This window comes from Paenibacillus sp. J31R30 (assembly GCF_059692115.1).
In genome coordinates this window covers 60979-73547 of the sequence record NZ_JCAUAV010000002.1, presented here as the reverse complement: position 1 = coordinate 73547, position 12569 = coordinate 60979, and the positions used below count along the sequence as shown (strand labels likewise).

Sequence of the window (12569 nt, the reverse complement as noted above, 5' to 3'; positions counted from 1 at the left end):
TTCCTAATTATACCGAGCAGCTTACACATTCCTCAACGGATAGCTGATTGGTTCGTGTGTAGTAGAGCGATTTAAGTCCTTTGTGTGCCGCATACAGGTATAATCTAGCAAGTTGTCTTGTTGAAACATCACTGTTTACGTGTAAAATTGTCGAGATCCCTTGATCCACATGCGTTTGAATCTCCGAAATAAGATCAAGAATCTTGAACTGATCCATTTGATAAGCGGATTTATAGTAGAAGAAATTGTCACGTGCCATGAATGGCATCGGATAATACGTTGTTGAGTTCGCGTATGTACGCGTCTCGATCGGTTCCACAATCGGCATAACACTGGATGTTGAATTTTGGATATAAGAGATGCTTTGTGTTGGCGCTACAGCCAAACGGTAGGCATGATACAGTCCGTGCTTCTGCACATCCGCTTGCAAAGCTTTCCAGTCGTCTGGCGATGGAATTGGCATGCCTTCGAATAATGCTTTCACTTTGTCCGACAGTGGACGGTAATCGATTTCGGTATAACGGGTAAAATAATTCCCATTCGCATATTCAGACAGCTCGAAGCCTTCGAAGGTTTGACCGGATTCTTTGGCAATCTCCATACTTTTCTCAATAGAATAGAAATTCATCGCAGCAAAGAAGGTGCGAACGAAATCCTTTGCCTCGGCACTCTCATAAGCAATTTTGTTCTTCGATAGGTAGCCGTGCAGGTTCATGACACCAAGACCGACAGAATGAAGCTCACGGTTCGCTTTGGCGACACCTGGCGCATTGTGAATCGTTGTCATATCACTAACCGAAGTTAGGGCAATCATGCCTTCGTGAACGGTTTCGCGCAGCTTTTTACGATCCATCACATTCGCAATGTTCATGGACGCTAGATTACAGCTGATATCGCGAAGAATGACATCTTCTTGACCGTAATCATTGATTTCGGACGTTTCCTGCAGTTGGAAAATCTCTGTACAGAGATTGGACATCTTGATCGTCCCGATCCCCTTCAGGGCATGATCCTTATTCGCATTCGTGCGGTTCATGATATATGGATAACCGGATTCCAGTTGAGTAGTCGCAATTTTGGTCAGCATATCACGTGCATTCATGACAGCTTTCTTCTTTACCTTTGGGTTCGCTAAGAGTTCATCGTACATCTCATCCAAATCAAGATCATCCAAATGCTTGCCATAGGCTTGGAGAACGGTATATGGTGCGAAAATATGTAGAGGCTTATTCTCCTCCGCCAGCTTATAAAACTTATTCGGAACAATAAGTCCAATCGAGAGAGTTTTCAAACGGGATTTCTCATCCGCATTAATTTTCTTACTATCCAGAAATTCCATGACGTCCCAGCCAAAAATGTTGTAATACGCTGCGCCTGAGCCCTTGCGTTGACCCATTTGATCCGCATAGGAGAATGCATCCTCCATCAGCTTAAGAACTGGAATAATCCCTTTCGCTGCACCCTCAACGCCTTTAATCGTTTCACCGCGCCCACGAAGCTTCGATAGATTCACGGCTACACCGCCGCCAATTTTGGAAAGCTGCATGCACGTTGCCAACACATAGTTGATGGAGTTTAAGGAATCATCCATTTCTAATAAGAAGCAAGATACCAATTCACCACGACGACTCTTGCCTGCGTTCAGGAATGTCGGTGTTGCTGGCTGCAAGCGCTGCTCCATCATGGATACAGCAAGCACTCGTGCTGTTTCCGCGTTTCCGCGACCCAAGTACAGGGCTACAATCGCTACGCGATCTGGGAAATGCTCCAGGTACAACGTTTTATCATCACTGCGTAAAGCGTAATCTGTATAAAATTTCGAAGCTGCCATGTAAGATGCGAACTCGAATTGATTGTCGTGAGCTACTTGATAAACGCTGTCAACTTCAGCTTCGGTGTATTTGTCATAAACATTCTCGTAGAAGTTATTATCGATCATGTAACGAACCTTCGAAGAGGTATCGGGGAATGTGAGGCTTCGGCTGTGGACTTCCTTCATAAACACTTCAACAGCTTCTTTATCCTTCTCTAATTGAAAAAAACCATCCGTACCGCGTTGCATTAATTCATTATTAAGTTCAATGTGCCGCAATTGCCTGTACCCCCTGAACAAATCGTTCTACATCATTTTTGGTGCCTGATAATTCAAACTTGGTTAATACGGGAACATCGTAAAGCGCTGAGATTGTATCTGCGCTTTTGGCGAAGCCGTCTCCCCAGTTGCGATTACCGCTAGCTGCTACGCCTTGAAGACGAGAGGAATTACTTTCTAGGAAAGAAGCCACCTTAGGAGGAATTTGGCCAAAACCAGTTGTATATGTCACGAGCACGAATGGCTCGTCCATTGTCATCGCTTCCTCTATTTGAACTGCGGGCATTTGGAGCTTCGCTATAAAACGGCGAACATTTCCAGTCTTCGAATCGTAAGCAATTAACATAGCTTCCGTCTCCTATCATTCTCAATTCTCTCTATCTTGTGCCTGCACTTGCGGGTAACCTATATGTAGTAAACATTCAAATTCTATCGTGTGTCTTACCTGAATGCAGCTTAACCTTAATCGACAGAATCTGCGTTTTCGTACCTGCTCCGTTAGCGCTCCAAAAAGCTCTAAACCTGCGGTTTTACTAGATTTCCGGCTCGTTATGAGCCTTCGTTCAGCAATCTCGCAATGCGCTTTTTATCACGACATCTAGTTGATAGATTCAAATTTATATCAATATATTGTGTTTGTCAACGAGCAAAACGACCTATTTACATTTCCAAAACACCTAATCCTAGACGGGGCGTGGCTCGATGGGTTTAGAAAAAATATTTTCAATTTTTGCTTGATTTTTTCGGATATGTCGAAATGACTAGGACAATTATCACCTACTAGATCTAGTTTCATCCCCTCTCTCAATTACCGTTTTTAAACCTTCTCAGAGACCCTCTACGGGCCCTCAAACCCTTCGAGCGATAACTCATGCCTCCAACAAAAAAAGCTATCCACGGACACACGAGGGTGCCATGAATAGCTTAATTCATTTTCTCAACTGTTGCGTTGTTGGAAGTCCGTCATGAAATCAGCGAGCGCTTTACATGAAGCGTAAGGTACTGCGTTATAGGTAGAAGCACGTAATCCACCTACACTGCGGTGACCTTTCAATCCAACAAAGCCTTGTTGTTCTGTTTCTTTGATGAACTTCTTCTCCAGCTCTTCATCTTGCAAGCGGAACGTAATATTCATTGTTGAACGGCTGCCTAGATCTACGGGTCCACGGTAGAAACCATTGCTGCTATCAATAGCGCTATAAATGAGGCCCGATTTTTCTACATTATTCTTCTCAATCACTGTTAATCCGCCTTGCTCTTCAATCCATTTCAAGACGAGATTCACCATGTAAATGGAATAAGCAGGTGGCGTATTGTAAAGGGAATTGTTTTTGCTATGCGTTTCATAACGCATCATGGTTGGGATTGTTTTTGGCAGATCAACGAGTAAATCGTCTTTAATAATCGCCACTGTCACACCAGATGGCCCAAGGTTCTTCTGTGCTCCCGCATAGATCATGCTGAACTTCGACACATCAACTGGGCGGCTCAGAATATCGCTGGACATATCGGCAATCAAAGGGACATTCCCTGTATCCGGGTAGCTTTGGAACTGCGCCCCTTCAATCGTTTCGTTGGAAGTCACATGTAGGTAAGCGGAATTCGGGTGAAGATTAATTTCACTCAAATCCGGGATTTTCATGAATTTCTGTTCCTTAGAGCTAGCTGCAAGCGATACTTCGCCAAACAGAGCAGCCTCTTGCACAGCCTTCTCAGCCCATGCGCCAGTAAGTACGTAACTGCCAACTTTACCAGGTTTCAAGAAATTCATCGGAATCATGGCAAACTGGGAGCTTGCCCCACCTTGCAAGAAGAGAATTTGATATCCAGCCGGAATCCCAAAAATTCGCTTCAACAATTCTTGTGTTTCATTATGTACTTGCTCATATTCCGCACTACGGTGAGAAATTTCCATGATGGACATGCCAATACCCTTAAAATCAACAAACTCCTCTTGCGCTCTTTGAAGTACTTCGAGCGGTAACGCCGCAGGCCCTGCGTTAAAGTTAAAGGCCCTGTTTCCCATGAGTGACCACACCTTTGCTTTTGTATTATGGCTATGATAGCAATATTCTGTTCAAGCATCAAGTAAAACCTCAAACAGGCTTTCCGAGAGCAAGAAGAATACCACTGTAAATCGCAACCATTTCCTCCAACTTCATCCGCACAAGTCCACTGGAAGATGGGCATACATAATCAATGACGCTGTCTACCATCGGATTCGGTTGTTCCCCCCATGCAATACCTCTGCGACCGCTATATTGCTCGTAAACGCCTTTACCTACGAAACAAACCACCTTAGGTCGGTAAGTCTCAATTTTCTTTTTTAAAATGCGTCTGCCCTCACTGTATTCCTCTGCCGTGATTTCCGCAGCTGTCAACGAGGGGCGTGACACGATATTCGTGAAGCCGTAGCCGATTTGCAACAGGTCCCCGTCTTCCTGTGGCTTATAGAGCCGAGGCGTTATTCCCGCTTGAAATAATATGCGATAAAATCGATTACTCGGATTCGCATAATGATGTCCAGTTTCTCCCGATCGGATACTAGGGTTATAGCCCACGAAGAGAATTTGCAAATTCTCCGCCATATGATCTGAAATTGCCGCTAGCTCCAACAGCGCACCTCTTTCTATTTAAATAAACTTTAAATTCTCATATGTTTTGCCTAGCACTGTCGCTGAATCCCCTTTTAACCATGAGTCAATTAACGTATGATACACAGATCTGAAATCCAACTCATATTTCAAATCATCATTGTCCAAATTACTCAAACTCGGGTAGGTGCCATACAGACCGCCTTTGACTTTGCCGCCAATGACGAACATCGGAGCAGCGGTTCCGTGGTCTGTGCCTCCGCTTCCATTCTCCTTAGCGCGACGTCCGAACTCGGAGAACACCATGATGGCAACCCGATCCTGCAGCCCTTGTGCCTGCAAATCCTGATAGAAAGCAGTCAGTCCTTCATCGACCTGCGTGAGCATTTGCGCGTGCTGCAGCTTCTCATCGGCATGATCATCAAATCCGCCCACTTCTACATTAAAGAGTCGCGTGCCTGACTTTCCTGCTAACAGCTTCGTTACAAGCTGTAAGTCTCTCGCAAAATTCGTATTCGGGTACTCAATTTTCTTCGTATAAGTAGCAGCAAGGGATTGGATCGCTTCAACACTCTTGTACGCTTCCGAGCCTCTAGCCGAGGCAACTCGCAGCTGATCCAACTGATTCGATGCCCCATACATATCCAAGAAGGCTTTGGTTATTCTATTCTTGTCCATGAGGGCCGTCTTAGGATCAAATACATGATAGGACTCCAGGGATTGAATCACTGGAAAACTTGATTTATCAGAGGCGAATGCTTTGCTGCCTGAACCGCCGATTTGAATCACTTTGAGCGGATTAGGATTACTCTGCAAGGAAGATTCCGCGTACCTTGCCAGCCAGCCGCTGCGGCTCATCTTGGCAGGCTCTGCTGTTTGCCAGATTTCCATGGATCGAAAGTGAGAACGATTGGGCTCTGGATATCCAACTCCTTGTATAATAGCCATTTTGCCTAACTTATACAACGCTGCCAAGCCTGTGAGACTCGGATGCAAGCCAACATGCTGATCGAGCGCCAGTATCTCCTTCTCCTGGTAAGCAAGCGTGGGCCGCGAATCATAGTAAATGCCCTGCCCATAAGGAATCAATGTGTTGATACCGTCATTACCACCGCTTAATTGTATAACCACCAGCACAGGATCATCCACGTCGGATTCCGAGCTTCCAGCCCATAGTGATTTCCCTGTATTTGTGAAAAGCGCACCACCAAGCCCAAGGGTTGCGAATAACGCCGTACCTTTAATTAGAAAGTCTCTTCTCGTTAATTTCACCTGGTTCCCCCCTATTTCATCTGAGCTTCAGGACTAATTAATACGAGCTGCAATAAGCCGCGCAAGCCTGTTGTTTTCTGTTTCGACTGATTCGTATGTACAATGGTGTCGTCTGCATAAGCGCTCAAGCTCATCTGTGTCTGCTCCGATAAGTCCGTTATGCCCAAGAGCTGTGCGCAGAACTTCACCCATGCTAGGGGAGACTCTGCTTGATCGGGCTTGAACTCAGCGGAAGCTAGCCGCCCCCCGTTCATCTGCTTCGCTATGCTCTCAGCAAATTGATACCTCGCCAACAAACAGTTCGTTGTAAGCCAAGAGGCGCCTCCTCGCCAGCCCGCAACATCAGGCGGTACGAATAGCTCCTGCCCCATCTTCCGCATCGCTTGTGCATGCCCCTTGGCGACAGAGAGCTTGCAGCATTTCAGAATCCCGGCCACATAATCTGCTGGTGTCTTAATGAGTGCCATCCTATATTTCTCCGCGTAGAACTCATCGGATAGGAAAAGCTCTTGCAGCACTTCTCCCACTGTATGCTTCTGCGTGATAAGCCCTGCTAGGGTCTGAATCCAACTATCCGATGGCGTATCGGTTGCAAAATAATTCAACAGCTTCTCTGCCAGAAAAGTTGGCAATGCTTTCTGACCAAATAAAATATCAATCACATCGTCTGCGTCTAGCTTGCCGCTTTCCCCCAGCAACGTCTTCGCGTCGTTATCGTGCTGCTTGGCATTATAGTTGACCTTATGTTCATTCTTATTGTACGACCAGCCAGTGAAAGCTCGCGCGGACTCCTTCACATCCATTTCGGTATAGTGCCCGATGCCAAGCGTGAATAGCTCCATTACCTCACGGGCATAATTCTCATTCGGCTTGCCCTTCTTATTCTGATTCACATCCAGCCAGATCATCATGGCAGGATCTTTACCGATTTCGGTTAGCAGCTCCTTGAAATTGCCCAGGGCATATGAACGAAAGAGTTCATTCTGCCCCACCATGAGTGCCGCATCCTTCACCTTGTAATTCGCCGTCGCAAAATGCCCATGCCAAAATAGCGTCATCTTCTCGATGAGCGGCGCCCCTGAGTTCACCATTCGATAGAGCCAGTACATCTGCTGATCCGCTAAGAGGAGTGGGTCCAAAGCTTTCTTCCCGTCCGCGTGGAATTGATCAAAGGAGACGAGCTTCGGGGCTTTCTCGATCAAATTTTCACCGGTAACTAAGCGTCGAACCGTTTCCTCTCTTCCTAGGGCCAAGCAAGCTGCAATTTCCTCTTTCGTTGAACCAAATCCTGCACGCAGTAAAAGATGAACAACTTCCTTGTTCGTCCACTGGACTCCCATGATCTCCCCACCGTTCATTTTTTTACCATACTGTACCATATAAATGTGTCAAAAGTGTGTAGAATCGCAAAAAAAACCAAGTCAGGTGACTTGGTTTTGCTGCTAGCTACATTTTGACTACTGCCTTTTACCCATGCGTTCGTCCCGAAAGCTGCTCAGCAAGCTGTAAGAAGGATCCAACGACGCGTCGAACTCGCTTGTCCACATCCGGGTGAATGTCTTCGAAGCCAACGTCTCCGCGGAAGCTCTTCCGTTGATCGCCGCCAATTGAAATCCATTCCGGGCAGTTAATGCCGTGTAGATTGCGGACCGTCGTCTGCATCTGAGTCAGCGAGCTGACAGCAACCGCCCCGCCGGAAGAGCTGATGGATAGCACAGCTTTATTCTTGAAATGATCCTGCCCAATATGATCGAGCGCATTCTTTAATACACCTGACATTCCGCTGTGATACTCAGGTGTTGCCAATACAATCGCATCAGCGGACAGCATCGCTTGTTTAAATGCTCCTAGCGCTTCGTGATTATCCCCCTCATCTTCAGGTGTATAGAACGGCAACGGTGTCCGATACAGGTCGAACAGCGTTACGTCGTGTTGCTCCTGCGTTGCCAAGTGCTGAATATAAGCAGCAAGTCGTGTACTTGTTGCTGCACCATGGTTGCTTCCTGCTACTATTGTAATTTTCATTATCTTTCATCCTTCCTAAGCTAATTAACTTACGATCATTATACTTGAGATTTTAGCTTTGTACACCACTATTTATAATTATTATCAAAAGATAATTATTATAGTATTATTCAAAAAGAAAACTGCACCTCCATAGCGTCCTATGAAGGGGCAGTTCCTATGATGATATCTAATAAGTGCTAAAGATTAGCAATCGAAGTAAAGGTTATACTCGTGCGGGTGAATACGGATTGCAACTTGTTTCGCTTCGCCACGTTTCAAGTCGATGTAGTTATCGATGAAATCTTGTGTGAATACGCCGCCTTCAAGCAAGAAGTCGGAATCTGCTGCAAGAGCATCCAAAGCTTCGTCTAATGAACCAGGAACGCTGCGGATTTCAGCTTTTTCGCTATCTGACATTTCATAAATGTTAGTATCGAAAGGACCGTATCCAAGAGCACGTGGATCGATTTTCTTCTTGATACCGTCAAGACCAGCCATCAACATTGCTGCGAAAGCAAGGTATGGGTTAGCTGTGCTGTCAGGTGTACGGAACTCAATACGACAACCTTTAGGTGTCACAGCCGCGATTGGAATACGAACAGCTGCGGAACGGTTACCTTTGGAGAATACAAGGTTTACCGGAGCTTCGTAACCAGGAACTAGACGTTTGAAGGAGTTTGTACTTGGGTTCGTGATCGCGATCAACGCTGGAGCGTGATACAGGATACCACCGATGTAGTTAATAGCCATTTCGGAAAGGTTCGCATATGCGCCTTTTTCGTAGAACAAAGGGTTACCTTCATTGAAGATGGACATATGAACGTGCATTCCGCTACCGTTGTCACCAAATAGTGGTTTCGGCATGAAAGTTGCAACTTTACCATATTCTCTCGCTGTGTTAGCAACGATATACTTGTATTTAAGCAGGTTGTCTGCTGTTTTAGTCAATGTGTCAAAACGGAAGTTGATTTCAGCTTGACCAGCTGTCGCTACTTCGTGGTGATGACGTTCAATGCGAAGACCTGCATCAGCAAGTTTATTACACATTTCGGAACGGATATCTTGTTGGGAATCCATAGGAGCTACTGGAACGTAACCGCCTTTAACTGGAACTTTGTAACCAAGGTTACCGCCTTCTTCTTTACGGCCTGTGTTCCAACCAGCTTCTTCGGAGTCAACTTCGAAGTAAGACTTGTTCATACCATTCTCGAAACGAACATCATCAAAGATGAAGAATTCGGATTCTGGAGCGAAGTATGCTGTTGTACCAACACCTGTCGTTTGCAAATATTCTTCAGCCTTTTGAGCGATGCTACGTGGATCACGGTCATAACGGTCGCCTTCAGGTGTATGGATGTTGCTCATAATTACTAGAGTTGGGTGTGCTGTGAAAGGATCCACATAAGCAGTTTCCGTATCTGGCATCATTACCATGTCAGATTGTTCAATACCACGGAATCCTGGGATGGATGAACCGTCAAAAGCAACGCCATTCACGAATGTTTCTTCATCTACTTCTGTTGCAGGCAAAGAGATATGCTGCGCTTTACCGGAAAGACCAACGAAACGAAAATCTACCCACTCAATATTTTTTTCCTTGATAAGGTTCAACACATTTTGAACTGACATTTTAAAAACCCTCCCATTTCCGTACATTCAACGTACTTTGCATGATTAATGTTCAACTTTTGCTTGTTTTCTTTCACATATTATATAGCGATTCCTCTAACACAGTCAATACTTATGTCAGGTATTTTTTAAAGGAGTGTAAGCTATTCTTACACTATTTATTCACATCTGCCATATATCCAAAAACAGGCATGGAATTTCTCCTAATAAGGAGAAACCCATGCCTGTGAAAACCGTATATTACGCCAAAATGGCTTCCTTCTTCGTATCGAACTTCTTGCCAAGCAACGGAGCAAGTTTCTCTAGATCAGACAGTAAATGCGCAAATTGGTCTGGGAACAAGGACTGTACGCCATCGCCTGTCATTGAATTGTCTGGATCTGTATGCATTTCGATGATTAAACCGTCTGCACCTGCTGCGACTGATGCCTTCGTCATTGGGACTACAAGCTCTCTGCGGCCCGTACCATGACTTGGATCTGAGATCACTGGCAAGTGGCTCAACTGTTTAAGCACAGGAATCGCTGATAAGTCTAACGTATTACGAGTATAAGTCTCGAATGTACGGATTCCGCGCTCGCAAAGCATAACGTTCGGATTGCCTCCAGCAAGAATGTACTCAGCTGCATTCAAGAACTCATCATACGTAGAGCTAAATCCACGTTTGAGCAAGACAGGCGTTTGAATCGTTCCCAATTTACGAAGGAGATCAAAGTTTTGCATATTACGCGTACCCACTTGGAGAATGTCCGCGTATTGTGCACATACATCAACGTACTCCGGTGTCATCACTTCAGTAATAGTAAGAAGACCATGCTTCTTCCCCGCTTCAGCCATCATAATCAATCCTTCAACGCCAACACCTTGGAAGCTGTAAGGACCTGTTCTTGGTTTAAAAGCACCGCCGCGCAGCACCTGTCCGCCAGCTGCTTTCACCAAGCGAGCAATCTCATCGATCTGCTCTGGTGTTTCAACCGCGCAAGGCCCGCCCATGACAACAAGCTGCTCGCCGCCAATTTCAACACCTTTAATAGAAATAACAGTATCGGCAGGATGGAAATCGCGGCTAGCTAGCTTGTAGGACTTCGAGATTTTCACGACTTGCTCAACACCTGACATTTGGCGAAGCTGTTCTGCTAATTTAGGATCCGCTTGACCAATGATGCCAATTACCGTACGGTCCTCGCCTTTGGAAACATGCGCTTGAACCCCTTTGCTCTCGATAAATTGCACGATTTCCTGAATACGCTCATCCGAAGTTTTGTTTGATGTAATTGCGATCATATGATCCACGCTCCTAATTGATTTATTATGGAATAAATTAATATAATTTCACATACATGCTTCAACGCTTGTTCGCTTCTACGCTTTTATGCTTTTAACCACTAAAGTAAATATACAACGCTTGACGAGAATTCGTCAAGCGCTAATTTATTTCACTATTCTTTTGTTTCCGCAGGAGCTAACTGATCTTTACGTATTCTGCGCTTCTCTTTGCGGCGGTTCGTGTGGTATTTAAGCAACAGCACAACAGGGAAGTAAGCAATGATTCCAAGGAAAAGACCAACGACCATGCCTCCGACAATTAAATCAAGCCCGCTTCTAATGATATTAGAAAGGAGATGCGGCAGATGATGGATCAGATAGATCTTAAAGTGCTTCGGTACTAGATATTCCCCGACTTGCTTATTGAGAATGGAAAAAGGGATATAGATGACTTTACCGAACACGAAACCAATCAAAGCCGCAGGCAGGTTCGCTCTCAGTAGATAAACTAATGGAAAGATGAGAACAAACGCTGTCCCTGCGGTCGGCAGCGTGAACATCTCAACGAATAACCCAATCGAAAAGCCTCTTCCTACTTTTGAAGGACCACCCTTGGCGCGTAAAAGCAGGATATATTTGTATTTAAACCAACGTTTAATACTCTTCCAATCGTAGCGAGATTTCATCATTTTCACCTTCTGAGTACTTTGCATGCTAGTTTCAATCCCGTCGAGTGGAATAAGCAGGAATTACACATTACTTACTGCTTTGGATTTAACAGTGGGTATAAGTTTCTTCATATTGATAGTACGTTTAATTTCCCAACTGGTTTCATCTTTCGCATCGTAGTTCTCCAAAAAGGTAATAACCTCTTTGGTTATCGGTGTTGGCGTTGAAGCCCCTGAGGTTACACCCACTTTACGAACATTGGCCAACCACTCAATTTTTAATTCGGAGACGTCTGAGATGCGGTACGCCATGACACCAGCGATCTCTTGAGAAACCTGCGCCAAACGGTTCGAATTGTTGCTTTTCGGATCACCAACAACAATCACAAGGTCAACTTCCTTCGCTTGCTCCGCCACAGCTTCTTGTCGAACTTGCGTAGCTAAGCAAATTTCATTATGAATTTCAGCTTTTGGGAAAAGATCCAATAACCGATTCATGATATGCTTAATATCCCATTGACTCATGGTTGTTTGATTCGTAATAATGATTCGGTTGGACCCCAGATTAAGCAGCTCAGCTTCCTCAAGCTTTTCAATAAGATGCACATGATCAGGAGCAACACCGATTGCGCCTTCTGGCTCTGGATGTCCCTTTTTGCCAATATAAATAATATCATAGCCGTCTGCGACTTTCTCACGAATCAAATCATGCGTCTTCGTCACATCTGGGCATGTAGCATCCACAACGGTTAATCCCTTGTCACGCGCTAAGCGTCTTACTTCAGGAGAAACCCCGTGTGCGGTAAAAATAACAGTCCCTTTTTCAACTTGCGATAAAATCTCGAGACGGTTCTCGCCATCCAGCGTAATAACGCCTTCTTCTTTGAAGAAATCCGTCACGTGCGCATTATGAACAATCATGCCTAAAATATATATAGGTCTGGGAAGATTTAAATTTTTAGCAGTTTGCATGGCGAGCGCCATGGCATCAACAACCCCATAACAGTAGCCTCTGGGGGATATTCGAACAACTTCCATTTC

General features: G+C 45.1%; 11 protein-coding genes. All 11 read right to left on the bottom strand.

Translation table 11 applies throughout. From position 1 onward, the window contains the following. Positions 1-7: 7 nt before the first annotated feature. The 11 genes from nrdE to AC58QO_RS06270 all read right to left on the bottom strand — a co-directional run bounded on the left by nrdE (position 8) and on the right by AC58QO_RS06270 (position 12566). Positions 8-2092, bottom strand: a complete 2085-nt coding sequence (gene nrdE, locus AC58QO_RS06320; RefSeq protein ID WP_497264455.1) for a class 1b ribonucleoside-diphosphate reductase subunit alpha — start codon at positions 2090-2092, stop codon at positions 8-10. Further along, a complete protein-coding gene (nrdI, locus tag AC58QO_RS06315; protein ID WP_056609533.1) occupies positions 2079-2438 on the bottom strand; it encodes a class Ib ribonucleoside-diphosphate reductase assembly flavoprotein NrdI in 360 nt (119 codons plus the stop codon). The genes nrdE and nrdI overlap by 14 nt, the downstream gene beginning before the upstream one ends. Positions 2439-3029: 591 nt before the next feature. After that, on the bottom strand, positions 3030-4118 hold the full coding sequence (gene serC, locus AC58QO_RS06310) for a 3-phosphoserine/phosphohydroxythreonine transaminase (protein ID WP_497264454.1): 1089 nt from the start codon (positions 4116-4118) through the stop codon (positions 3030-3032). Positions 4119-4188: 70 nt separating this feature from the next. Next, positions 4189-4680: a mismatch-specific DNA-glycosylase gene (locus AC58QO_RS06305; protein ID WP_497265432.1), complete on the bottom strand. Its 492-nt coding sequence runs from the start codon at positions 4678-4680 to the stop codon at positions 4189-4191. 45 nt (positions 4681-4725) lie between these two features. Then, positions 4726-5958 carry a DUF1501 domain-containing protein gene (locus tag AC58QO_RS06300; RefSeq protein WP_497264453.1) on the bottom strand — a complete coding sequence of 411 codons (1233 nt, stop codon included), beginning with the start codon at positions 5956-5958 and terminating at the stop codon, positions 4726-4728. 11 nt (positions 5959-5969) lie between these two features. Further along, the gene (locus AC58QO_RS06295; RefSeq protein WP_497264452.1) at positions 5970-7298 is read right to left on the bottom strand and encodes a DUF1800 domain-containing protein; all 1329 of its coding nucleotides are present in this window, start codon (positions 7296-7298) and stop codon (positions 5970-5972) included. Positions 7299-7425: 127 nt separating this feature from the next. Beyond that, positions 7426-7983 (bottom strand): NADPH-dependent FMN reductase, encoded by a 558-nt coding sequence (locus tag AC58QO_RS06290; RefSeq protein ID WP_497264451.1) that lies wholly within the window; start codon positions 7981-7983, stop codon positions 7426-7428. A 186-nt stretch (positions 7984-8169) separates the two neighbouring features. Further along, the gene (gene glnA, locus AC58QO_RS06285) at positions 8170-9594 is read right to left on the bottom strand and encodes a type I glutamate--ammonia ligase (protein ID WP_497264450.1); all 1425 of its coding nucleotides are present in this window, start codon (positions 9592-9594) and stop codon (positions 8170-8172) included. A gap of 240 nt (positions 9595-9834) precedes the next feature. Further along, positions 9835-10878: a 3-deoxy-7-phosphoheptulonate synthase gene (gene aroF, locus AC58QO_RS06280; protein ID WP_068666052.1), complete on the bottom strand. Its 1044-nt coding sequence runs from the start codon at positions 10876-10878 to the stop codon at positions 9835-9837. A 155-nt stretch (positions 10879-11033) separates the two neighbouring features. Further along, the gene (locus AC58QO_RS06275) at positions 11034-11549 is read right to left on the bottom strand and encodes a DUF2062 domain-containing protein (RefSeq protein WP_497264449.1); all 516 of its coding nucleotides are present in this window, start codon (positions 11547-11549) and stop codon (positions 11034-11036) included. A 60-nt stretch (positions 11550-11609) separates the two neighbouring features. Continuing rightward, complete coding sequence (locus tag AC58QO_RS06270; protein ID WP_497264448.1) at positions 11610-12566, bottom strand: 4-hydroxy-3-methylbut-2-enyl diphosphate reductase; 957 nt, start codon at positions 12564-12566, stop codon at positions 11610-11612. Between the last annotated feature and the right edge of the window lie 3 nt (positions 12567-12569).

Coding starts and splice junctions, on each gene's coding strand:
- nrdI (WP_056609533.1), bottom strand. CDS start 2,438: ATGTTAATTGCTTACGATTCGAAGACTGGAAATGTTCGCCGTTTTATA.
- serC (WP_497264454.1), bottom strand. CDS start 4,118: ATGGGAAACAGGGCCTTTAACTTTAACGCAGGGCCTGCGGCGTTACCG.
- AC58QO_RS06305 (WP_497265432.1), bottom strand. CDS start 4,680: ATGGCGGAGAATTTGCAAATTCTCTTCGTGGGCTATAACCCTAGTATC.
- AC58QO_RS06295 (WP_497264452.1), bottom strand. CDS start 7,298: ATGGGAGTCCAGTGGACGAACAAGGAAGTTGTTCATCTTTTACTGCGT.
- AC58QO_RS06290 (WP_497264451.1), bottom strand. CDS start 7,983: ATGAAAATTACAATAGTAGCAGGAAGCAACCATGGTGCAGCAACAAGT.
- glnA (WP_497264450.1), bottom strand. CDS start 9,594: ATGTCAGTTCAAAATGTGTTGAACCTTATCAAGGAAAAAAATATTGAG.
- aroF (WP_068666052.1), bottom strand. CDS start 10,878: ATGATCGCAATTACATCAAACAAAACTTCGGATGAGCGTATTCAGGAA.
- AC58QO_RS06275 (WP_497264449.1), bottom strand. CDS start 11,549: ATGATGAAATCTCGCTACGATTGGAAGAGTATTAAACGTTGGTTTAAA.
- AC58QO_RS06270 (WP_497264448.1), bottom strand. CDS start 12,566: ATGGAAGTTGTTCGAATATCCCCCAGAGGCTACTGTTATGGGGTTGTT.